This window comes from Paraburkholderia sp. MM5496-R1, assembly GCF_050436205.1.
GTDB lineage: Bacteria > Pseudomonadota > Gammaproteobacteria > Burkholderiales > Burkholderiaceae > Paraburkholderia > Paraburkholderia tuberum.
In genome coordinates this window covers 1,355,001-1,378,917 of the sequence record NZ_JBNDLT010000003.1, presented here as the reverse complement: position 1 = coordinate 1,378,917, position 23,917 = coordinate 1,355,001, and the positions used below count along the sequence as shown (strand labels likewise).

Annotated in this window: 16 protein-coding genes, 2 rRNA genes and 1 pseudogene (1 of these 19 running past the window's edge); 2 read left to right on the top strand and 17 right to left on the bottom strand. The window is 60.9% G+C overall.

What is annotated here, in order from left to right:
• Window positions 1-235 precede the first annotated feature (235 nt).
• From OKW38_RS32635 to OKW38_RS32610, 6 genes and pseudogenes are all read right to left on the bottom strand, one after another.
• A complete protein-coding gene (locus tag OKW38_RS32635) occupies window positions 236-1,339 on the bottom strand; it encodes a YjgN family protein (protein WP_429364934.1) in 1,104 nt (367 codons plus the stop codon).
• A 627-nt stretch (window positions 1,340-1,966) separates the two neighbouring features.
• A pseudogene (locus OKW38_RS32630) lies at window positions 1,967-2,344 on the bottom strand (PLP-dependent aminotransferase family protein); the annotation flags it as partial.
• Window positions 2,344-3,516 carry an NAD(P)/FAD-dependent oxidoreductase gene (locus OKW38_RS32625; protein WP_429364933.1) on the bottom strand — a complete coding sequence of 391 codons (1,173 nt, stop codon included), beginning with the start codon at window positions 3,514-3,516 and terminating at the stop codon, window positions 2,344-2,346. The gene OKW38_RS32625 and the pseudogene OKW38_RS32630, both read right to left, overlap by 1 nt.
• A 156-nt stretch (window positions 3,517-3,672) precedes the next feature.
• On the bottom strand, window positions 3,673-5,172 hold the full coding sequence (gene amaB, locus OKW38_RS32620; protein WP_429364932.1) for an L-piperidine-6-carboxylate dehydrogenase: 1,500 nt from the start codon (window positions 5,170-5,172) through the stop codon (window positions 3,673-3,675).
• A 171-nt stretch (window positions 5,173-5,343) separates the two neighbouring features.
• Window positions 5,344-6,255 (bottom strand): LysR family transcriptional regulator, encoded by a 912-nt coding sequence (locus OKW38_RS32615; RefSeq protein ID WP_090808514.1) that lies wholly within the window; start codon window positions 6,253-6,255, stop codon window positions 5,344-5,346.
• Between the two features lie 114 nt (window positions 6,256-6,369).
• On the bottom strand, window positions 6,370-7,752 hold the full coding sequence (locus tag OKW38_RS32610; protein WP_429292065.1) for an MFS transporter: 1,383 nt from the start codon (window positions 7,750-7,752) through the stop codon (window positions 6,370-6,372).
• Window positions 7,753-7,966: 214 nt separating this feature from the next.
• Here OKW38_RS32610 and OKW38_RS32605 point away from each other — a divergent pair, with 214 nt between their 5' ends.
• The gene (locus OKW38_RS32605; protein WP_184068939.1) at window positions 7,967-8,137 is read left to right on the top strand and encodes a hypothetical protein; all 171 of its coding nucleotides are present in this window, start codon (window positions 7,967-7,969) and stop codon (window positions 8,135-8,137) included.
• Between the two features lie 37 nt (window positions 8,138-8,174).
• Here the strand turns inward: OKW38_RS32605 and OKW38_RS32600 are convergent, their stop codons facing one another.
• The 8 genes from OKW38_RS32600 to norR form a co-directional block, all read right to left on the bottom strand.
• Complete coding sequence (locus OKW38_RS32600; RefSeq protein ID WP_429364931.1) at window positions 8,175-9,473, bottom strand: MFS transporter; 1,299 nt, start codon at window positions 9,471-9,473, stop codon at window positions 8,175-8,177.
• 48 nt (window positions 9,474-9,521) lie between these two features.
• Window positions 9,522-11,141 carry a glycoside hydrolase family 43 protein gene (locus OKW38_RS32595; RefSeq protein ID WP_429364930.1) on the bottom strand — a complete coding sequence of 540 codons (1,620 nt, stop codon included), beginning with the start codon at window positions 11,139-11,141 and terminating at the stop codon, window positions 9,522-9,524.
• 136 nt (window positions 11,142-11,277) lie between these two features.
• Complete coding sequence (locus tag OKW38_RS32590; protein WP_184074312.1) at window positions 11,278-12,096, bottom strand: HpcH/HpaI aldolase/citrate lyase family protein; 819 nt, start codon at window positions 12,094-12,096, stop codon at window positions 11,278-11,280.
• Window positions 12,093-13,481: an MmgE/PrpD family protein gene (locus OKW38_RS32585; protein WP_429364929.1), complete on the bottom strand. Its 1,389-nt coding sequence runs from the start codon at window positions 13,479-13,481 to the stop codon at window positions 12,093-12,095. Before OKW38_RS32585 ends, OKW38_RS32590 begins: the two co-directional genes overlap by 4 nt.
• Before the next feature lie 15 nt (window positions 13,482-13,496).
• Window positions 13,497-14,675 carry a CaiB/BaiF CoA transferase family protein gene (locus OKW38_RS32580; RefSeq protein ID WP_429364928.1) on the bottom strand — a complete coding sequence of 393 codons (1,179 nt, stop codon included), beginning with the start codon at window positions 14,673-14,675 and terminating at the stop codon, window positions 13,497-13,499.
• Between the two features lie 16 nt (window positions 14,676-14,691).
• The gene (locus OKW38_RS32575) at window positions 14,692-15,855 is read right to left on the bottom strand and encodes an acyl-CoA dehydrogenase family protein (RefSeq protein WP_429364927.1); all 1,164 of its coding nucleotides are present in this window, start codon (window positions 15,853-15,855) and stop codon (window positions 14,692-14,694) included.
• Window positions 15,856-15,873: 18 nt separating this feature from the next.
• Entirely contained in the window at window positions 15,874-16,716 is an 843-nt protein-coding gene (locus OKW38_RS32570; RefSeq protein ID WP_429352610.1) for an FAS1-like dehydratase domain-containing protein, read from the bottom strand.
• 218 nt (window positions 16,717-16,934) lie between these two features.
• Window positions 16,935-18,530 carry a nitric oxide reductase transcriptional regulator NorR gene (gene norR, locus OKW38_RS32565; protein WP_429364926.1) on the bottom strand — a complete coding sequence of 532 codons (1,596 nt, stop codon included), beginning with the start codon at window positions 18,528-18,530 and terminating at the stop codon, window positions 16,935-16,937.
• Between the two features lie 138 nt (window positions 18,531-18,668).
• Here norR and hmpA point away from each other — a divergent pair, with 138 nt between their 5' ends.
• Window positions 18,669-19,850 carry an NO-inducible flavohemoprotein gene (hmpA, locus tag OKW38_RS32560; RefSeq protein ID WP_429364925.1) on the top strand — a complete coding sequence of 394 codons (1,182 nt, stop codon included), beginning with the start codon at window positions 18,669-18,671 and terminating at the stop codon, window positions 19,848-19,850.
• A 133-nt stretch (window positions 19,851-19,983) separates the two neighbouring features.
• On the opposite strand, the gene OKW38_RS32555 is transcribed toward hmpA, so the two are convergent.
• From OKW38_RS32555 to OKW38_RS32545, 3 genes are all read right to left on the bottom strand, one after another.
• Window positions 19,984-21,024: a transporter gene (locus OKW38_RS32555; RefSeq protein ID WP_429364924.1), complete on the bottom strand. Its 1,041-nt coding sequence runs from the start codon at window positions 21,022-21,024 to the stop codon at window positions 19,984-19,986.
• Window positions 21,025-21,225: 201 nt separating this feature from the next.
• Window positions 21,226-21,339, bottom strand: a 5S ribosomal RNA gene (rrf, locus tag OKW38_RS32550).
• 227 nt (window positions 21,340-21,566) lie between these two features.
• A 23S ribosomal RNA gene (locus OKW38_RS32545) occupies window positions 21,567-23,917 on the bottom strand (it continues 531 nt past the right edge of the window).

Below are 23,917 nucleotides of genomic sequence, written 5' to 3'. Positions count from 1 at the left end.
GTTTGCTTTTGTGCTGTACCTTTCCACAATTCTTCAGGCGCGAATTCTCCGCTTCGCTTCCCCCCTGTTGTCCACAGATTTTGGGAACAAGCTTGTGGGCAACCTGCGCATGACTGCGCTAACTCATTGAGCGTACTGCGTTTCGCGCTCGCGCCCGAGATGAGTCGCGTGTCCCATTACTTGCCGCACATCGTGCGCCCCCGCCCATTGCCGCGCTCTCAACGCGAGTCCAATCTCAGAAGGCGCCACCATGATCGAGCAGATTCAGCATGCCCTCGCCAGTCAGCGGCGCCGCCACGGTGCTTTGCCCCAGCATATGCGGATCCAGGTAGCCGGAAACCTGCAGCGTGTCGACGGCAAACCGCATCAGCCGATGCAGCACGATTGGCGCCCCAAGGCCGAGCGTGAACACGATGATCGCAAGGTTGCCGCACTGCAAACTGAGCAGACGCGCCACGCTGACGTTACTGCCGAAATGCAATTGCGAGCCGAGCGACGTATTGCCCATCACGTGGCGCGTCAGCGCGGCGACATAGAAGCCGCGGATCAGCATCGTGCCGATGGAGAACAGCGCATAAAACAAAAACAGCGATCCGAGCGCGGCCCGCGACGGCGCCGTACTCGCCCCCGGCACCTGGCCGACATGCATCGATGCGAGAGCGCCCTTCAGAAACACCATGAACAGCACCGCGAACAACACGACCACGCCGACGAACGTAACGAGGAACAGACCGTAGACGACCCACGCGCGCCCCTTGAAGCGAAACGCCAGGCTACCGAAGCTGCTCGCGTTGATGCGGCACTCCATTAGACGCATCGATGTCCACGGCATCATCTGGCCAAGCGTGACAACGCACAACAGCGCGTACAGCAACGCGCGCACGCCGAAGCCAAGCGCCGAGCCGGTCATGCCGCCGCGAATACCGCACCACTGCGTCCGGCTCAGCCGATAGCGCTGCGCGCCGAAAAACGCACCCGCCGCGAGCACGACGATCAGCAGATACAACGCGATGACAGGCAGCGAACCGAGTGCCGCGCTTTTCGTCAGCATGCGCAAGACCACGCTTAGCGCGCCAGCCGCGAACACCGCGCTGAACACGACCACGATCGCGAACAGAAAGCCCTTGAATAGCTCGCCCCCGGTGCCCGTGTACTCGAAGCGCTCGTCCTGAAACCGCATGCGCGACCAGACATATCGGCGGTTGTTCGTGGTCGCCCAGAAGCGGTAAATACCGAGCGTCACGATTTGCAGCACAAGGTTTCTGAAAAAGATGCCGTAGAGGTCGCCGAGCGTGCCGTCGTAGATCAGCAGCGGCCGCTTCTCGTCGAGTGAATTCATTGCGTTGCCCCCTTTTCCTCATTTAACGTTTTTGTGGCCCACTCACGCATTCTCCTGCGGCACTCATATGCGGCATGCATGGGCGAACGCGACGGGCGACGATGCTTTCCCGTGCGAAAGCCGACTCGTATGGCGCGAACCCGTGTAAAACCTGTCTTTCAGACATTCCGGGAATCACGCAAAACGGAAGCCGGCCGGCAAGCACGATAATTACACGGTTTCTTATCTTTATAAATGGCATTTCCGCATATAAATCGACCACTTCCATTACAAGATTTGGCAACGCCCGAATTTATTCGAATTGCATAATCTTGAGATTAAGACGTGCAATAACGATTTCATTGGGGGCAATCATTGGAGGGTCCACTCGCGCGTACGCGCCGTTCGACGTGGCAATCCCGAGCGGTTTCATCTGCGGCTTGCCACGATCGGTCTCATAGAAGGCACGCGCGGACGAAAACGATTGCGTATTCGAACTCAACGCGATTCGCGATTAATCAGGAATGCGGTGAATTCTGTTAAAGCACCACAATTTTTGGCATTTGGATAAAAAAACCCGGCTGCACATTAGATGCTCGCCGCGGTAATCTGCCGCATTCCACTGATTGTGTTGATGCAATCAGGATTTTATTGCTCGTCGAAGTACTGCTCGAGCGCGCGGTTCATTCGGTGCACGCCGGTTTCAATCTCCTCCACACCCGGCACGAACATCACGTTCTGTTCGATGCACGCGCGCAGATAGTCGGACGCATCGCGTGCCGCGTTCAGACGCGCCCACACGAACATGCCGCCGGCCGGACGATGAAATGCGATGTGCCGCGCGAGATGCGTGTCGAGCGCATCGCATAGCGCGCGGCATTTGACGGAATACGCATCGACAATGCGCGGCAGATGCCGCTCCAACCTGCCGCTCGCGAGGTACTCGGCGGCAATCGCCTAGGTCCAGGGCGCGCTGCATAGATCGACGGTCTGCTTGGCGACCACGCATCGAGCCATATAAGGCGCTACACCACGTTCTTTTCGATGATCGGCCGGTTTTCGAGCACGCGCGTAAAGCTTAGTGAACTGAGATCGAGCGTCGCATAGCGGCCATGCAGAATCAATTCGCTGATGCCGCGTCCGGTTGCCGGCCCTTGCTGCAAACCGTGGCCGCTGAAGCCGTTCGCGAAAATGCAGTTATCGATATCCGGGTGATGGCCAATGATCGCGTTCTGATCGAGCACGTTGTATTCGTAATAGCCGGACCAGCAGTTCTGCACGCGCAGCGCCTCGAATTGCGGCACGCGATTGGCGAGCGTCGGCCAGATCACGTCGTCGAATAGCACGTGATCGACTTCATCGAGCGGTAGATCGTCGGGATCGTTATCGGCCGACGGCGACGTGCCGCAGATATACGAATTGCCTTCAGGCCGGAAGTACACGCCGCTCGGATCGATCAGCAGCGGACAGCGTTCAAGCTTTGCCGGCGACGTGACGTTGAAGATACTGCGCCGCCGCGCATAGACGGGCAGATCGATGCCGGCCATCTGTGCGACCTTGCGCGACCATGCGCCGGCCGCGTTGACGACGACGTCGCAAGCATAGGTCTCACCGTCCGCGGTTTGTACCTGCGTGACGCGATTGCCCTCGCGATGCAGCGCGGTGACGTCTGCCGCGACATAGCGCGCGCCGAGCGCCTGCGCTTTCTTGCGCAGCGCCTGTACTAAACCGTAGCCGTCGAACCAGCCCTCGCCGCTTTCGCCATAAGCGCCGGCAACGAGGTCGTCGGTATTGAGCCAAGGGAAGCGCGTTTGCAAGCCATGCGTGTCGAGCAGGCTGATATCTGCACCGAGGCTTTTTTGCAGCGCGTGATTCTCGCGCAGCGTCGCTTCACCGGCAGGTGTCGCGAGAAACAGGTAGCCGCCTTCGTGCAGATCGATCGAGGGCCGGGTGCCGTCGACTTCGAGCCGCTCGCCGATCGAGCGAAGAAACTCGATGCCGAACAGCGACATCTGAATGGAAAGCGGCGTAGAAAACTGCTGCCGGATCGACGCCGCCGACAAGGCCGACGACGAACGCGCATAGGTCGGGTCGCGCTCGATTACCGTGACGCCGACTGTCGGATCGGACAGCCGCAAGAAATACGCAATCGAACTGCCGATCACCCCACCGCCGACGATCACGACTTTCGAACTCACGTCTTACTCCACGAGTAACGTGGCCGCTCCGGAACGCCGGGCGGCGCAAACGGATTGCTATCTGGAATGCGCGGCCGTGGCGCGCCGGACGGCGACGGCGGCGCACCGGCATCAACGCGATGCGCCGCCAACGTTTACGACGTCACACTTGCGCGCTCAGTCGAGATTGAAGTCGATACCCTGCGCAAGCGGCAACGCCGACGAGTAGTTCACGGTATTGGTCGCGCGACGCATATAAGCCTTCCACGCATCCGAACCCGACTCGCGCCCGCCGCCCGTTTCCTTTTCGCCGCCAAACGCACCGCCGATCTCCGCACCGCTCGGTCCGATGTTGACGTTCGCGATGCCGCAGTCGCTGCCCGACGCGGACACGAAGCGTTCCGCTTCGCGCAGGTCGCTCGTGAACACGCACGACGACAAGCCGTGATGCGCTGCGTTGTTCGCCTCGACCGCATCGGCGAAATCGGCATAGCGCAGCACGTACAGAATTGGCGCGAACGTTTCCTTCAGCACGACCGACGTTTGCGACGGCATCTCGACGATGGCCGGACGCACGTAGTAGCCGCCCTCATAACCCTTCACTTCGACTCGCTCGCCGCCGAACACGTTGCCGCCCTCGGCCTTCGCCTGCTGCAGCGCTTCCTGCATGCGGTCGAACGATTGACGGTCGATCAGCGGCCCCATCAGCGTGCCCTTTTCGAGCGGATTGCCGATCGGCACGCGGCTATACAACTGCTTCAGACGCTCGACGGTCTTCTCGTACACGCTGTCGTGCACGAACAGACGCCGCAGCGACGTGCAGCGCTGACCGGCCGTGCCGACCGCCGAGAACAGGATGCCGCGCATCGCGAGTTCATGGTCGGCCGTCTGCGTGACGATGCCGGCGTTGTTGCCACCGAGTTCGAGCAGCGAGCGGCCGAAGCGCTTCGCCACTTCGACGCCAACCTTGCGACCCATTTCCGTGCTGCCCGTCGCGCTGACGATCGACGCGCGCGGATCGGCCACGAGCTTTTCGCCCACGTCGCGCCCGCCGTTGATCAATGCGGCCAGGCCGGCTGGCGCGTCGCCGAATTCCTTCAGCGCGTCTTCGAGAATCCTGTTCACAGCCAGCGCCGAGAGCGGCGTCTTTTCCGACGGCTTCCAGATCACCGCGTTGCCACACACCAGCGCGAGCGCCGCATTCCATGACCAGACCGCCACCGGGAAATTGAACGCCGAGATCACGACGCAGGTGCCGAGCGGATGCCACGACTCCGCCATCCGATGACCCGGGCGCTCGGACGCGATCGTCAAACCGTACAGCTGACGCGACAGACCGACCGCGAAATCGCAGATGTCGATCATTTCCTGCACTTCGCCCATGCCTTCCTGCAGGATCTTGCCCGTCTCCAGCGAGACGAGGCTGCCGAGCGCCTGCTTCTGTTCACGCAGCCGATTGCCGAGCAGCCGCACCAGCTCGCCGCGGCGCGGCGCCGGCACGTTACGCCACACGGCAAACGCGTCTTTGGCCCGGGCGAGCGCCGCGTCGACCTCGACCGCCGTCTGGCTGGCCACACGGCCGATGAGCTCGCCGGTGATCGGCGAATGAACGGCGATATCGCCGGCTTGCGCGGCTTGGGCAATGCCGAGATCCGCGAGGATAGTGGACGCGTCCATGTGAACCCCTTTAATTTCCGATACGAAACAAGAGTAAGTTCGGAAACTATACACGCCGGTTTTTGTGACGGCAAGAAGATGGTTGGGAACGAAATACCGGTTGACAAAAGGGGGCGCGATGTTTCCAGAAGGAAACTTCGTCAGACTTCGGGCGGGTGTTACGCCCGCGCGTCAAGCATCTGACCCGCCATCCTCCTCCAGCACCGCCATCAACCGGTCGACCAGCACACGCGCGAACGGCGGCAAGTCCTTCAGACTGCGCACGCAGATCTTCAGCTTGCGCACGGCCCACGGATCGTTCAGGCCGACGATCGCGATCTGCATCGTCTTTCTGTGCCGCAGCGCGACCGACTCCGGCACGATGCCGATTCCGACACCCGCCTCGATCATCCGGCACGCGGCCTCGAAGTTGCCGACCTGGATGCGAAGTTTGAGACGCGCGCCGAGCGCATCGGCGGCACTCGTGATGAACGCGTGAATCGCGCTCGACGTCGGCAGGCTCACGAAGTTCGCGTTCAGCACCTGCGAAAAATCGACCGACGCTTGTCTCGCGAACGGATGCTCGCACGACGTAACCAGCACGAGCCGATCGTCGCGATATGGCAGCATCTGCAGATGCTCGGCATGCACATTGCCCGCGACGATGCCGATATCGGTCGCGCTGTCGGCGACGCCCTTGACGATCTCGCCGCTCAGCACTTCGCGCAGATCGATGTTCACGTCCGGGTGATCGCGCAGGAAACGGCTCAGCACGGCCGGCAGAAACTCGCTGATCGCGGTCGTGTTGGCCCAGATGCGCACGTGGCCCTTGATGCCCTCGCCATACTCCTGCATGTCGCCGGCCAGATGCTCGACGCGTTCGAGCACGAGCCGCGCGTGATGCACGAAGGCTTCGCCCGCGGGTGTCGGCGTCACGCCCTGGCTGGTTCGATAGAGCAGCTTGATGCCGAGTTGCTCCTCGAGATTCTTGACCCGGTTGCTGGCGGCCGGCGCCGACAGGTGCGAACGCTCCGCCGCACGCGCGAGGTTGCGCGTGTCGGCGATATGCAGGAGCAGGCGTAAATCGACGAAATCGAAGTGCATGATGAAAGCTGCTAGCGAAGCATGCGCAAAGCAAACTTTCATCTTAACCGGGTGAAGTGAAAATTTAGCCGGGGAAAGATCCGAATCGACAGATCACCTTGATGCGCGCACGGCTCAAGCCGACTCTCGCATCATCTCCGCTTGCGGTATCAGCTCGGCATCGGGCGAAATCTCTTCGAGCGTCTGCTGACTCGTTTCGATGCGCAGCGCGAGAATCGCGATACTCAGCAACAACAGCACGCCACCGACCATCGTCAGCACACCCGTCACGCCGAACTCCGTGTAGAGCAGCAGCGCGACGTAGGGTGTCGACATCGACGCCGCGCGGCCGCACGTGCCGGCCACGCCGGTGCCGCGCAAGCGATGCGCGGTCGGAAATAGCTCGGGGATATAGCCGAACAGGCCGAGCGTGCAGACCGTGTAGATCGTCGTGACGAGCGCGAAACCGACGACCGCGATCGGCACTGGCGCGCGCATCTGCACGTAGACGAAGCCGAGCACGATCGTTGCAAGCGAGAACAGCACGATGCCGTTGCGTCGCCCCAGGCGGTCCGTCACGAGATAACCGACGACAGCGCCGGCCGGCGCACCGAACGACATCAGCAGCACGAAGCCAAGCGACTGCACGATGGTCAGGCCTTCCTTGACGAAGAACGTCGGCAGCCACGCGACGAAACCGTACAGCGACATGTTGATCGCCATGCAGGTCAGCGCGGCGACCAGCGTGCGGCCGATCATGCCGCGCGCGAACAGCGCCGAGAACGGCGCGGCCGGCACCTCGTGACTGACCACGCGCGAAACCGGCGGCAGCTTGCCGACGCGCGCCTCGACCTGTCGCTCGATTGCCGAGACGGTGGCCTCCGCCTCTTCGAGCCGGCCGACCGTTTCGAGCCAGCGCGGCGACTCCGGCATCCGATGCCGCAGGAACCACACGACCATCGCGCCAACCCCCGCGATCGCGAACATGTAGCGCCAACCGAGATGTGGAATTACCCAATAGCCGACTGCGGTCGCGCCGAGCAGACCGGAGTTGATGATCAGCGCGAGCAGCGCGGTCCAGCGGCCGCGTGTGGCGGGTGGCACGAACTCACACAGCGTGCCGGCCGCGACCACGAGTTCGGCGCCAAGGCCAATGCCCATGACGAAGCGCAGCAGAATCAGCCAGTAGATGTTCGGCGCGAAGCAGGCGGCGAGCGACGCGATGCCGAAGATCGCGAGATTGGCCTGATACGAATAGCGTCGACCGAAGCGGTCGCCGAGATAGCCTGCCAGCCCCGCGCCGATCATCATGCCCATGAAGGTCGCGGAGATGAAGAACGAGCCGAGGCGGAGATCGGTGAAGCCGGTTTTGACCATCGCCGCGAGCGCGCCGTTGGCGAGATAGATGTCGAAGGCGTCGAGGAAAGCACCCGCGCCGATCAGGCCGAGGATGTTCCAGTGGAAGCGGGTGATCGGCAGGCGGTCGAGGCGTGCGCCGGAGTTGATGGGGGCTGGCAAATTGTGTCTCCTGTCTTTTTAGGCTGCGCGCGGGCGAGAGGCGCGAGCGCGGAACAGTTCTGCGAGACCGCCTTCGTTCGATGTGGCGGCTCGGGGCAGAGCGCTGAACGGCCGTTGTCGGATCGTGCAGGGCCGTTGGCTTCAAGAGTGCGACAGGTGACGTGGGCTGGGAATTGGGCTTTTTGGAGGTGAGTGTTCCGGTTTGATTAAGGGAATGGTAAAGAAGCGATTTGCATACCCGAAAGGCGGCAGCGCCGAACCGCAGCGCGAGGTCAAAGCCCTCGAGAACGAGATCGTCGAAATGGTCGCGCGCGATGAACTCGATTTCGAGTTCAGGATGCGCATCCATGAACTGATCGAGTCGTTGCCCAAAGCCGGTGACTGAGCCGGAATTATCGCCGGCTCAAGCCCCGTCGCGCCATTTATCCCGCTGTCCGGTTCTGCACGGGCACTTCTGCGCCGGCGCTGCGCGTGACAGAGTCGCTGAGGTCCGTCCTCGTATTGATGAACCAGGCGGAAACCGAAGCCAACAAGAAGCAGCCGACGAAGAGGTGGAATACGACATTGAAGTCGTCATTCGTCCTGGTCAGGATGTAACCGACGATCAGCGGGGAAAGAAATCCTGCCAGCTGACCCGCCGCATTGACAAAGCCGATTGCCGACCCGACGACCTTGTTCGGCAGCGCGACGTTCGGGATGGTGTAGAGCGAACAGCCGGCCATGGTTGAGAAGAAGTAGCCGATCGTCTGAAAGAATACCGCCGTTTCCGCGGTCTCCGCATGGGCCGTCAGATAGGCAAAGATGGCGGCCACGACGCAGCCGAGGACGACAAGCAATTCGCGACGATTGCGGAAGAACTTGTCGGAAAGAAAGCCCGTGATGCAATAGGCAATCGTGCCGACGAGAAATGGCACCGACGCCATAATGCCCATTCTGGCCGTCGAAAGGCCGCGCGCTTTCAGCAGATACGTCGGGAACCAGCTCATGATGCCCCACGAGGCGATGCTGAAAACGAACAAGGTGACGAAGCACCACCAGACCAGCGGCGTTTTCACCAAACCAGCAAAATCCGCTTTGCCGGCAGAGGCAGACAAAGACTTTTCGCTGGTACCGATTTCCTCCAATTCGATCTTCGAAACGTGCTTGCTGTCTTTCGGGCTGTTTCTGATATAGATCCAGCCGAATACGGCCATCGCGACACCGGGTATGAACAGACTCGTGAAAATCGCGCGCCATCCCCACGCGGCCATCACGGCCGCCACGAACAGCGGCGCCAATGCGGGTCCCAGCGCATTAGTGGTCATCATCAGCCCGGTTGCCCGTCCCACTTCGCGCTTTGGGAACCACGCCGACAGTGCCTTGAACGCGGCGGGAGGAAAAAGCGCTTCGCCGATGCCAAACGCGACCCGCACCACCAGCATCAAGCCGAGCGAATTGCACAGTCCGGTAAGCGCGGTGAAAATCGTCCACCATGTGATGCCGATCGTCGTCATCAGCCGCGGACCGAATCTGTCTGCAAGCAGGCCAGCCGGGATCTGACATAGCGCGTAGCTAAAGAAGAACGCGCTCAGGATTCCACCCATTTCCATCGCGGACAGATGAAACTCGGACGCAATGAATGGAATAGCCGCTGCCATGATCATTCTGTCCATGTAACAGAGCAGATAGATTGCGAACAAAATAAACAGCACGAGGTAGCGATGTCTCCAACGAAAGCGCATGAGATCTTCCTTATTATTAAATGACAGCGATGACACGAAATCCGAGCTTTAGCCGATCAATTGGCGGTACGAGAACGACTTGAAATCGGCAGGCTCGCGAAAGCCAAGCATGTCGTTGACGGTGATACCCGCGAATGCCCCCGTGAAGCCGATGGGGGTTGCATATTCATCGCTGAGTTTCGTGAAATCCTTTTCCAGTTCAAGGTCCTTCCAGTCACCGTGCGTCAAGCGATAGAAGAAGCGCAGTTTCGCGTCCACGACGCGAATCCGCAGTTCGATCCCGGTGGCCTCGGGCAGCGTCGCCAGTCGATTGCTGTAGGCGAAGCTGCCGGCATCCATTTCCATGTAGGACAGGATTTTTGTGCCGTCGTCGTCGCGCGTGACGAACAGATAGAAGAAGGTGTTCTCGTCGTAACGCGCCATGAGCCCAGCCATGTGCAGATATGACCTGGGTGAAAATTCCAGCGCGGTTTCGACTTCGAACTGCCAGTCACGGATGCGACAGGCCAACAAGCTTTGATGGAACCGCGAAGTCGGCGACTCTTGCCCCCTTATCCGCAGATAGCCCGGACGTTCGTGAAGATTGCACCAGTCGTCGCCGATGGGGATGCGCAGACTCTGCAGTTCCAGGGGCAGCGCGGCACGTTGTCCGAAATCGATCGTCCAACTGCTGTCGAGCCTTTGCTCGATATCCGAGCCGATCGCAAAAGATTCGGCGGGAACCACTCCGCCACTGGCGAGGCGGGGCCAGTCGGCATGCCATTCGATAGGTGCGACACAGGTTTCACGGCCTAGCGGCGAGCGCTTCGTGTGCGCATCGATTGGTCTCGATCCGAGGTACGTCATGTACCACTGGCCGTTCGGACCCTCGACCAGATTGCCGTGGCCGGTCCGCTGAATCCGTCCATTCGCGTCGCGCGACGTGAGCATCGGCGTATCAGGATGAAGCTCGTATGGACCGAAAATGTCGCGGGACCTGGATACACACGTTGCATGTGTATAGCCTGTGCCTCCCTCCGCTGTGATCAGGTAGTACCAGTCTCCCTTCTTCAGCAAATGCGGAGCCTCGTAGATCTGACATTTCATGAAGTAATCGGTCTTGAGGTTGGCGCCTTTATAGATGACGTGCTCTTCGCCGATCAGCTTTTCCTCCTGCACCGAGTATTCCCGCAGAACGATTCCGACGAACAGGTCTTCGTAGATACCTCTGAAATCGCGCCGGATATAGGCGAGCCACTTTTTGCCAGATTCGTCGTGGAACAGGGATGGATCGTATCCACCGGACACGAGATGCACGGGCTCCGACCAGGGTCCGGTGATGTCCGGAGCGGTTACGAGATAGTTGTGCATGTCACGAAGCGGGGAGATCTTCTGCTCGCCTTTCCATGCCTTGGTGTCGGTATAGACGAGCCAATAAAGACCGTCGTGATAGGAGAGGGCTGGCGCCCATATGCCTGCGGACGGCTGCTCTCCGATCAGGTTCAATTGCGATAGTCTGTCGAGAGGCGTGGCCTTGAGTTCCCAGTTGACGAAATCTTTTGATTCGTAAATGAGAACGCCCGGATACCATTCAAACGTTGAAACCGCGATATACCACGCATCCGTGCCACGGCACACACAAGGATCCGGGTTGAAGCCGCGCAGAACTGGATTTTGAATAGTACTCATCGGGAGGGTATTTTTTGACGTGCTGAGAGGAACAGATCTTCTTTATCGACAACGCTGCGAGAAGACCGGCAGATGCTCAACCGGATGCCCTGAGCGCGCTCGCTCCCTCGACAAGGGGCGACGGAAAACGGCATTGTCAGAAGCTTTCGGAATCGCCCACAACCCTCCGCGCCCGCAGAATCACCGGCATATCGACCATCCTTCCATCCACGGCAACCGCGGCGCCATGGCTCGCCTCGACAGCCGCAAGCACCCGTTGCGCCCACTCCACCTCGGCGTCACTCCATGCATACGCGCGATGCACCGGCTCGATCTGCTTCGGATGAATGCAAAGCTTGCCGCCGAAACCGAACCGCCGGCCGCGCCGCGCATCAGCTTGCACCGCATCAGCATCGGTAATGGTCGTCGACACGCCATCCACCGGCGCACCAATGCCAGCCAGCCTCGACGCAAGCACGATCTGCGAGCGAAACAGATGCAACTCCTCGCCATCCCCATCGATGCCGAGATCGATCTGAAAATCCAGCGTACCGAAGACGATACGCAGCACGCGCGGCGCGCTGCATAGCTCCGCAAGATTCGCGAACCCGCGCGCAGTCTCGACAATCGGCAGCACGCTCAACGCCGGATGCGCGTTCGCCAGCACCGCGTTGATCTGTTCGCGCGTCTCAGCCTTCGGCAGCACGATTCCGGCCACGCCGGTCTGCCCAACGAGCGCCGCAACGTCATCTGGAAACCATGGCGTATCCGAGCCATTGATGCGCACCCAGGCGGCCCGCGATGCGTTAGCCGACACCGCGGCCACAACCGCCGCACGCGCCGGCACCTTCTGATCCGGCTGCACCGCGTCTTCCAGATCGAGAATCACCGCATCCGCGCCGGCCGCATAGGCCTTGTCAAACCGCTCAGGCCGATTCCCAGGCACGAACAGATACGACCGGGGCAACGCGCTCATGCCGCCACCATCGTGCGCGAAGTTGCATCGAATACCGAGCCAATCTGCTTCTCTTCGGCAATATGCCATGCGCGGCGAAGCAGTTGCGCCGCCTCCTCTTCGCTAGCCGCACCCGAAAACGCCGCCAGCCGATGCAGCTTCGTCGCAATCTCGTCGCGCGACAAGGTATTGCCTGGATCGCCCTTCGGCTCATCGACACGCCCATCGAACACGCGGCCGTCGGTCGTCGTCACCGTGACCTTGCCGATCCAGCGTGCGGGATAGGCGGCGTCGACTTCAGCGTCGAGCGCCATTGTGACCTTGTCGCGAAACGCGGCGATCTCGCTCGCGTCGAAACCCTGCTCGAATTCGGTCACGCCGGCATAGCCGTGATGCGCGACCAGCCCGAGCACTGTGCCCATGTTGAACTTCGCCTGATGTACGGTGCGCGGCGCGACCACGGGACCGAGCACATCGATCGCGCCTTGATGCACGTGCGCGACGACCTTCGCGATGTCGCGCGGCGCGAAACGATGCGTCTGCACGACGGCGAGCAGCGCATCGGCGGCCGGATGCGTATGGCGGCACGCCGCGTGATACTTGAACGACGTCTCCGCGGTCGCCCAGCGGCTGCCAAGCCGATCGACGAGGCGCGCCGGATCGGCGTCGCTCGACATGCCCGCGGCCATGCCCTGGGCGCCTTCGAGAATGTGCGTCGCGCCCTTGAAGCCGTCGGCGGCGAGTTGCGCGGCCATCAGGCCGTTCGCGGCGGCCATCGCGGTGTGCAGTTGCTTCGAGTCGGCGGCGTCGCGCAGAAATTCCCATAGGCCGCTCGCCTGCGTGCCCGCCGAGCCGAACGCATCGAGCATTTGGGACGGCAACAAACCCAGCAAGCGTCCTGCCGTTGCCGCGGCCGCGACCGTGCCGACCGTGCCCGTGGTGTGAAACACCTTGTAGTGCGAGCGCCCGAGAAATTCGCCGATGCGAATGCCGACCTCGTATCCCGCCACCGCCGCCGCGATGAAGTCGCGCCCCGACGCTCGCTTTGCCTGTGCCAACGCAAGCGCAACGGGAAACACCACGGTCGCCGGATGAAACACCGAGCCATTGTGCACATCGTCCTGTTCGGCGAAATGCGATGCGGCGCCGTTGATCATCGCGGCGAAATACGGCGTGGTTCGACCGCGGTCGATCAGCACCTCGCAGAGGCCCTCGTTCGTCGCCCCGGCTGCCGCGCGTGCGAACCGCGCGATCGTCTCGACCGGGCGCGCGCCTTTGCCGGCCAGCGCCGAGCCGAGCCAATCGACGTACAGGTTGACGGTACGCTCGACGACCTCGTGCGGAATGTGGTCGAAGTCGAGTTGCGCGGCGAAAGTGGCAAGCGTGAGACTGGGATGGTCGTTCATGGGGTCGTTACCGAATCAGATCGTGCCCGCCGCGCGCAGCGCGTCGATACGCCCATTGTCGTAGCCAAGCTCACGCAGAATTGCTTCCGTATGTTGACCAAGCGTGGGCACAGGGTCCATTCGCGGCTCGAGGTCGGAAGGCAGACCGGGCGGCCGCAATGCGGGTATCGTCCCCGTTGCCGTGCCGACTTCCTGCCAGCGCTCCCGCGCCTTCAGTTGCGGATGCGCCCACACGTCGGCGAGCGTATTCATCTGCGCGTTCGCGATGCCTGCCTCATCGAGTCGATCGATCACGTGCGCCGCGCTCTGCTTCGCGAACGCCGCGACGATCACCTCGCGCAGGGCGTCGCGCGCCGCAGTGCGTTTCGAGTTCGATGCGAAGCGTTCGTCGGTTGCCAGTTCAGGCTGTTCGAGCACGCGCTCGCAGAACAGCTTCCATTCGCGTTCGTTCTGCAGGCCAAGCATGACCGTCTTGCCGTCGCCAGCGGGAAACGGGCCATAAGGATAGATCGTTGCATGCGCTGCGCCCGCAAGCGCGGGCTGCGACTGACCGTCGATCGCGTAGTAGAGCGGATAACCCATCCACTCGACCATGCTCTCGAGCATCGATACATCGATGCGGCAACCGCGCCCTGTGCGCCCACGCTGCAACAGCGCGCTCAGGATGTTCGAATACGCGTACATGCCCGCCGCGATATCGGCGATCGAACAGCCCGCTTTCGCTGGCGCGCCGGGCGAACCGGTGATCGACAGGAAGCCGGACTCGCTTTGAATCAGCAGGTCGTACGCCTTCTTGTCGCGATACGGACCGTCCGCGCCGTAGCCGGAAATATCGCAGACGATCAACTTCGGATACTTGTGGCTCAATGTGTCGTAGCCGAGGCCAAGCCGTTCGGCCGCGCCTGGCGCGACGTTCTGCACGAGCACGTCGGCATCGGCAACCAACGCATCGAGAATCCCGGCCGCCGCGGGCTGCTTCAGGTCGAGCGAAAGACTCTCCTTCGAGCGATTGGTCCACACGAAGTGCGACGACAGCCCATGCACACGTTCGTCATAGCCGCGCGCGAAATCGCCGACGCCGGGCCGTTCGATCTTGATCACGCGCGCCCCGAGATCGGCCAGTTGACGCGTGCAGAACGGCGCGGCAATCGCGTGTTCGAGCGTGATGACCTTGATACCGTCGAGTGGTCTCATGATGTCCGCCAGCGGGTCAGAACGAACGCGGCAGCCCGAGGATATGCTCGGCCACGTACGAGAGAATCAGATTGGTCGATATCGGCGCGACTTGATACAGACGCGTTTCACGAAACTTGCGCTCGACGTCGTACTCGCACGCGAAGCCGAAGCCGCCGTGAAATTGCAGGCACGCATTGGCCGCCTCCCACGACGCATCCGCCGCGAGCAGCTTCGCCATATTCGCCTGCGCACCGCACGGTTGATGTGCGTCGAAACGACGTGCCGCTTCGAAGCGCATCAGGCTCGCTGCCTCGACGTTGATGAACGAGCGCGCGATCGGAAACTGCACGCCCTGGTTCTGTCCGATCGGCCGGCCGAACACGACGCGCTCCTTCGCGTATTCGGTGACTTTATCGACAAACCAGTAACCGTCGCCGATGCATTCCGCGGCGATCAGCGTGCGCTCCGCGTTCAGGCCATCGAGAATGTATTTGAAGCCTTGCCCTTCCTCGCCGATCAGATTCTCGGCGGGAATTTCGAGGTTGTCGAAAAAGAGCTCGTTGGTCTCGTGATTGACCATGTTCAGAATCGGCTGCACGGTCAGGCCATGACCGATCGCCTCGCGCAGATCGACGATGAAGATCGACATGCCCTCTGATTTCCTCTTCACGTCCGCGAGCGAAGTGGTGCGTGCGAGCAGAATCATCAGGTCCGAGTGTTGCACGCGCGAGATCCACACCTTCTGACCGTTGATCACGTAACGGTCACCGCGCCGCTCTGCGGTCGTCTTGATCTTCGTCGTATCGGTGCCGGTGGTCGGCTCGGTCACGCCCATCGATTGCAAACGCAGGTCGCCGTTCGCGATCTTCGGCAGATACCTGCGCTTCTGTTCTTCCGAACCGTGCCGCAGCAGCGTGCCCATGTTGTACATCTGCCCGTGGCACGCGCCCGAGTTGCCGCCCGCGCGATTGATCTCCTCCATGATCACCGACGCTTCCGTGAGCCCGAGCCCCGAGCCGCCGAAGTCCTGCGGAATCAGCGCGGCGAGCCAGCCGGCCTTCGTCAGCGCGTCGACGAACTGTTCCGGATAGCCGCGCGCCTCGTCGATCTTGCGAAAGTACTCGCCGGAAAACTGCTGACACAGATCGCGCACGGCCTCGCGAATGTCCTGGAACGAATCGTGTTGCGTGGTTTGCATAGTCGGGTCTCGCGGAATTCAGGCGAGCGCGGCGGTCGCGCGCATGGTCAGATAACCTTCGTGGTCCTTCGCCCACAGGTCGATGGTCTTGCCGTCGGCGGCGGGCTTGCCGCATACCGTGAACGGCTGGTCCGCGAACGTGGGGCGAAGCGCGCGAAACGCGAAGCTTTGCAGCGTCGCTTGCGGCAGTTCTCGGCGCACGAGATCGACCAGCAGCGTCGCGATCAGCGGGCCATGCACGACGAGGCCCGGATAGCCTTCGACCTGCGTGACATAAGGATGGTCGTAGTGAATGCGATGGCCGTTGAAAGTCAGCGCCGAGTAGCGCAACAGCATCACGGCATCGGCGTCGATCGTGCGGCGCCATGTTTCGTCTTCGGGCGCGGGCGCCGGCTGTTGCGGCCGCGCGCCCTCCTGGGGCGCGTCGCGATAGACGATGTCGTGCTCCTCTTCGAGCTTCAACTCGCCATCGACTTCGATCGTATGTTGCACGGTGACGAACACGAGGCGGCCCGAGCGGCCGGTCTTGTCCTCGATATTGGCGATCGTCGACGTGCGCCGCGCATGCTCGCCGATCTTCAGCGGCGCATGAAACGTGAGCCGGCCGCCAGCCCACATGCGGCGCGGCAGTGGCACGGGCGGCAGAAAACCGCCACGCTTCGGATGTCCGTCGGGGCCGACTTCGGAGAGCGGCGTGATCGGCAGAAAGTACAGCCAGTGCCACAACGGCGGCACGGTGTTACCGCTTTCCTCGCGATCGAGCGTGGCGGCAAGCGCCTTCAATGGAAACGCGGTGATGTCGTCTTCGGCCACCGCCTGCTTGTTGAGCCAATCGTCGAGTTTCTCTGGGGCAGCGGACATGACAAAGTCTCCAGATTCAGTGTGTTGGTCCTCGTTAGGACCCACTATGACCGACGCGCTGCGTTCCGCGAAGTTCGATTTTCCGAAGCGGGCCTTTGTTTTTCGTTAAGACGTTGAGCCCAGCGAGGGGCGCTGACGATCTGTTGTCGGCTCGATGGGCGATTCGATGTGGCTTGACCTTAGTGCCGGGCCGCGACGGCACCGCTGCGCCTGTTCGCTCATTTGAGCCCGAGCCGTTTAGCCAGCCGATTCAGATTCGCCCGGTCCAGCCCCAGCTCGCGCGCGACCGCTGCCCAGTTCTGCCTGTTGCGGATCAGCGCTTCGAGAACGAGATTGCGTTCGAACTCGGTGACCGCGCTGCGAAAGTCTTTCGTCTCGCTTTCCTCGCTCTGCGTGGCGATTTGGTTGGCTTCATGATCTTGTGCGTCCGACAACGCGAAGTCCGCGGCCGTCAACGTCAGAATACGGCGGCGCTCACGATTGGCCGCCAACGCCTTCAGCGCACTGCGTCCGATCAGATGCTCCAGTTCGCGCACATTGCCGGGCCATGTGTAGTGCAGCAATGCGGCCTGCGCGTCAGCCGCAAGACGCAGGCTCAGCAAACCGAGCCGGGAGCGATTGTCTTCGAGGAAGAAGCCCGCCAGCAGTAGCACGTCGCGGCCACGCTCGCGCAACGACGGCACGCGCAGCGGATACACGCTGAGGCGATGATAGAGGTCGGCGCGAAAGCGGCCCGCGCGCACTTCTTCGGCGAGGTCGCGATTGGTTGCGGCGATGAGCCGCACGTCGACTCTGTGTTCGTGGTCCGAGCCGATGCGCTGCAACTGGCCGTTCTGCAGCACGCGCAACAGCTTTGCCTGCACCGCGAGGGGCAACTCACCGACTTCGTCGAGGAAAATGGTGCCGCCGTCCGCGAGTTCGAACTTGCCGCGTCGATCCGCCGAGGCTCCCGAAAACGCGCCGCGCACGTGCCCAAACAGTTCGCTCTCGACGAGCGTATCGGGCAACGCCGCGCAGTTCAGGCTGATCAGCGGCTTGTTCGCTCGCGGCGACAGCGCGTGGATCGCATTGGCGACAAGTTCCTTGCCGACGCCGGTCTCGCCGGTGACGAGCACGGTCAGATCGCTGGCGGCCACTACCTCGATCTCCTTGATCATGCGGCGATGCGCGTCGCTGCTGCCGATCAGCTCGTGCCGGCTCTCGCTGCTCGCCAGCCGATACGCTTCCGCGCGGCGCTGCGCCTCCTCGCCATTGCGCGCCAACGCGTCGATGCGTTCGACGACGCTCACGGTCGCGGCCGCGAGGCCGAGAAACGCCTGCAGCGAGGCCATGTCGAGTGTGTCGAAGCGCGCCGGGTCGAGTGCGTCGAGCGTGAGCAAGCCCCAAGGCTCGCCGCGGATGAACAGCGGGCACCCCAGACAGTCGTGCACTTCGAGGTGCCCGGGCGCCATGCCTTGCACGAGGCCATCGTAGGGATCGGGCAGATCGGAGTCGGCGGCGAAGCGCGTCGGCCCTGGCTGGGCCAGCAGCTCCTGAAAGCGCGGATGCTCGGCGACGCGAAAACGCCGCCCGAGCGTATCGCTGCTCAAGCCGTCGATGGCGAGCGGCACCAGCGTATCGCCTTCGAGGCGTAGCAGAGCCGCCGCGTCGCCCGGAAATAGCGAGCGCAGCGCGCTGAGCAGCCGCCGATAACGCTCGCGCTCGGACAGCTCGCGCGACAGGTCGAGAATCAGCGGGGTAAGAACATCGAGGACCGCCCCTGTAGTCAGATCGACTGCGGATTGAGTCTTTTCGACTAGGGTCGAATGAACCATCTTAATTGCCAGATCGTTGATCTAAATGCATTTTATACCTGGCACGAATCGTGGGTAGTAGACGCAGTCTGCCGAAACCGGCTGTGACATTCGCTGATAGGCAGACGCTCACTCAGACTCTCACCAGGACTTAAAAACATGCTATCCGCCGAACACCGCGCCATCATCAAAGCAACCGTGCCGCTCCTGGAAAGCGGCGGCGAGGCGCTCACCACGCACTTCTACAATCTGATGCTCAGCGAGCATCCGGAAGTGCGCCCGATGTTCAATCAAGCCAATCAGGCAAGCGGCGCGCAACCGCGCGCGTTGGCCAACGGCGTGCTGATGTATGCGCGCTATATCGATCAGCTCGAGCAGTTGGGCGGGCTCGTCGCGCAGATCATCAACAAGCACGTGTCGCTGAACGTGCAGCCTGAGCACTATCCGATCGTCGGCAAGTGTCTGCTGCGCGCGATTCGCGAAGTACTCGGCGCGGACGTCGCAACCGACGCCGTGATCGAAGCGTGGGCCGCCGCGTATCAACAACTCGCCGATCTGCTGATCGGCCTCGAAGAGAAGATCTACGCCGAAAGCGCAGCAGCGCCCGGCGGCTGGCGCGGCACGCGGTTGTTCCGCGTCGCGCGCAAAATGCGTGAAAGCGACGAGATCACGTCGTTCTATCTGCGTCCCGATGACGGCGGCGAATTGCTCGCGTTTCAGCCGGGTCAGTACATTGGCGTGCGTCTGGTGATCGACGGCGAAGAAGTGCGTCGCAACTATTCGCTGTCCGCAATGAGCGATGGCCGCGAATATCGCATCAGCGTGAAGCGTGAACCGAATGGCACCGTGTCGAAGTATCTGCACGAGCAGATCAAGGAAAACGACTCGCTCGATCTGTTCGCGCCGTCCGGCGAATTTACGCTGCAACCTGGCGACAAGCCGTTGGTGCTGATCAGCGGCGGTGTTGGCATTACGCCGACGATGGCGATGCTGGAGTCCGCGCTGAAGACCAATCGTACGGTGCATTTCATTCACGCGGCCCGTCATGGTGGCGTGCATGCATTCCGCGGCGCAATCGATGCATTGGCCGCACGCCATCCGCAATTGAAGCGCTTCTATTGCTACGAGGAGCGCCGTGATGGCGATGCCGAAGCGCACGCGCTCGGTTACGTCGACGAAGCGAATCTGAAGAAGTGGTTGCCGGAAACGCGCGATGTCGACGTGTATTTCCTCGGGCCCGTCGCGTTCATGAAGGCGATCAAGAAAGGGCTGAAGGCGATCGGCGTGCCGGAATCGCAGAGCCGTTACGAGTTCTTTGGGCCGGCTGCCGCGCTCGAATAACGCACTCGATTAATCGACGAGTACTTGCCCTCTTTGAACCGCTGCGAAGCGTATTCGAAGACGGGCATGTTCGGGCTTCGATCACGCCGGCGGGTTTGGCCTCGTAAAATGCGGGCCAAATTTGCCGCGCCTTCTAGCGCTCCCTCCTGCGGCGAAACGCCCACCAGCCCGTCAGCCCGGTAAAGCCGGCGACCAGCACCACCATCAGCCAGAAGCCATGCTTGTTCTCGGCGAGCGGAATGCCACCGACGTTCATGCCGAAGAAACCGGCGACGATATTGATCGGCATCACCAGTACCGTGACTAGCGTCAGCGTAAATAGCGTCCGGTTGTTCTGCTCCTCGAGGCGCGAGGTGATTTCTTCCTGCAGCAATCTGACCCGCTCGATCAATCCCGCTACGTCCGAAAGCACGACCGAGAACTCCTCCGTCGATTCACGCAGATCTTGCACGTCTTCCGCATGAAGCCAGCGAGGCGGCCTCGCCAGCAAGCGGAAAATCGCGCCCGGTTCGGGTGCCAGCATGCGTTGCAGGCGTGTCAGCGTGCGACGCATCGCGCCGAGGTCCAGGCGGTTTTGCGTCGGCCGTTGCGACAGAAAGCGATCCTCGATTCGATCGACGTCGGCACTGGTTCGGCGGACGATCTGCACGAGCAGGTCGGCCTGGTCGCGCATCAGATGAACTAGCAGTTCGGCAGGTGACCTGAATATTTCACCTTCGCGCACCGACGCGCGCAAACGGTCGACCGAGCGCAGCGGCTTCAGCCGCGCCGTCACGATGAGCCGCTTATGTGCGTAGATCCACAGCGTCGCGATTTCTGACGGGAGGAATTCGAGGTTGAACATGACGTCGTTGACGACCGCGCGCAGTGCGCCGTCCGCATGCTCGATCCGCGTCGAATGCGAGCCTTCGCGCAAGGCGTCGAAAAAGGTTTCGGGCAGATCGAGTTGCGTGCGCATCCAGCGCTCGCTCGCGCTATGCGCGAGATTGAAGTGAAGCCATAGAAACTCGCCAGCGTCCGTCGCGCTAGTGCCGGCATCCTCGCGCTCGCGGTACCAGTCGATGACTTCGTCCGCGTCGATCGGCCGCCCGGCGAGCGTCGGCGAAAACCGGAAACCGCAGACCATACCCGACGAATCCGCGCCGTAGGTTTGCATTGCCAGATCTGATTTCATAGGTCGTTCGATGCCAGCGCTTCCGAAAGGAATACGTGAGCATAGCGCGAACAATTGAAAGAGAGTTGACGCGCGCACTTTCCGGCGTCGTATTGTCGAATTGTGGCGGCTGGATTGTCTCCGAAACGTCATCTCTGCCGATGACGGCCGCGTAAACGCAAAAACCCCACCGCGGCGGGTGGGGTTTCTGACTGGGGGGGAGCCTGACGATTACCTACTTTCACACGGGCAATCCGCACTATCATCGGCGTGGAGTCGTTTCACGGTCCTGTTCGGGATGGGAAGGGGTGGGACCGACTCGCTATGGTCATCAGGCATGACGGGTTGCTGCGTCGCAGGGTTGAAGTCAACCGGTTGCGCCACAGCCAATCGGGAAGAAGCGTAAAGGATTCGAGTGTGGGGGGTTGTGTTGTTTCTGGCACAACACTGAATCCCAACCGTGCGTTTCTGTGAGCTCCCGCGGGAGGTCACACAAATCCCCTTCGGGGATCGGACCCGCGTAAGTGCTGAAGCACTCACGCGGGTCGAGACACACCTGTTATAGGATCAAGCCTTACGGGCAATTAGTATCAGTTAGCTCAGTACATTACTGTACGTGCACACCTGACCTATCAACGTCCTGGTCTTGAACGACCCTTCAAGGGGCTCGAAGCCCCGGGGATATCTCATCTTAAGGCGAGTTTCCCGCTTAGATGCTTTCAGCGGTTATCTCTTCCGAACATAGCTACCCGGCGATGCCACTGGCGTGACAACCGGTACACCAGAGGTTCGTCCACTCCGGTCCTCTCGTACTAGGAGCAGCCCCCTTCAAATATCCAGCGCCCACGGCAGATAGGGACCAAACTGTCTCACGACGTTTTAAACCCAGCTCACGTACCTCTTTAAATGGCGAACAGCCATACCCTTGGGACCGGCTACAGCCCCAGGATGAGATGAGCCGACATCGAGGTGCCAAACACCGCCGTCGATATGAACTCTTGGGCGGTATCAGCCTGTTATCCCCAGAGTACCTTTTATCCGTTGAGCGATGGCCCTTCCATACAGAACCACCGGATCACTATGACCTGCTTTCGCACCTGTTCGACTTGTCAGTCTCACAGTCAAGCACGCTTATGCCATTGCACTATCAGCACGATTTCCGACCGTACCTAGCGTACCTTCGTACTCCTCCGTTACACTTTGGGAGGAGACCGCCCCAGTCAAACTGCCTACCATGCACTGTCCCCGACCCGGATCACGGGCCAAGGTTAGAACCTCAAACAGATCAGGGTGGTATTTCAAGGACGGCTCCATTGAGACTGGCGTCCCAACTTCATAGCCTCCCACCTATCCTACACAGACCGGTTCAAAGTCCAATGCAAAGCTGCAGTAAAGGTTCATGGGGTCTTTCCGTCTAGCCGCGGGGAGATTGCATCATCACAAACACTTCAACTTCGCTGAGTCTCGGGAGGAGACAGTGTGGCCATCGTTACGCCATTCGTGCAGGTCGGAACTTACCCGACAAGGAATTTCGCTACCTTAGGACCGTTATAGTTACGGCCGCCGTTTACCGGGACTTCAATCAGGAGCTTGCACCCCATCATTTAATCTTCCGGCACCGGGCAGGCGTCACACCCTATACGTCCACTTTCGTGTTTGCAGAGTGCTGTGTTTTTATTAAACAGTCGCAGCCACCAGTTTATTGCAACCCTTTCACCCTTCTGGCGCAGGCCAGTCAGGCTATGAGGGCGTACCTTATCCCGAAGTTACGGTACCAATTTGCCGAGTTCCTTCTCCCGAGTTCTCTCAAGCGCCTTAGAATACTCATCTCGCCCACCTGTGTCGGTTTGCGGTACGGTCACTGTGAAACTGAAGCTTAGAGGCTTTTCCTGGAACCCCTTCCAGTTGCTTCGCCACCGAAGTGGCTCGCCTCGCACCCTTGAATTCTGCGCCCGGATTTGCCAAAGCGCCTTCTCCAATGCAAGGACCGGGACTTCCAACACCCGGACAACCTTCCGCGATCCGTCCCCCCATCGCATTTCACAATGGTGCAGAAATATTAATCTGCTTCCCATCAGCTACGCATTTCTGCCTCGCCTTAGGGGCCGACTCACCCTACGCCGATGAACGTTGCGTAGGAAACCTTGGGCTTACGGCGAGGGGGCCTTTCACCCCCTTTATCGCTACTCATGTCAGCATTCGCACTTCCGATACCTCCAGCACACTTTCCAGTGCACCTTCGCAGGCTTACGGAACGCTCTCCTACCATGCACATTACTGTGCATCCGCAGCTTCGGTATATGGCTTAGCCCCGTTACATCTTCCGCGCAGGACGACTCGATCAGTGAGCTATTACGCTTTCTTTAAAGGGTGGCTGCTTCTAAGCCAACCTCCTGACTGTTTTAGCCTTCCCACTTCGTTTCCCACTTAGCCATATTTGGGGACCTTAGCTGGCGGTCTGGGTTGTTTCCCTCTTGACACCGGACGTTAGCACCCGATGTCTGTCTCCCGTGATTGCACTCTTCGGTATTCGGAGTTTGCTATGGCGTAGTAATCCGCAATGGACCCCACAACCATGACAGTGCTCTACCCCCGAAGGTGATACACGAGGCACTACCTAAATAGTTTTCGGAGAGAACCAGCTATTTCCAGGTTTGTTTAGCCTTTCACCCCTATCCACAGCTCATCCCCTAACTTTTCAACGTTAGTGGGTTCGGTCCTCCAGCACGTGTTACCGTGCCTTCAACCTGGCCATGGATAGATCACCTGGTTTCGGGTCTACACCCAGCGACTGGACGCCCTGTTCGGACTCGCTTTCGCTACGCCTGCCCTAATCGGTTAAGCTCGCCACTGAATGTAAGTCGCTGACCCATTATACAAAAGGTACGCCGTCACCCCTTCGCAGAGGCTCCGA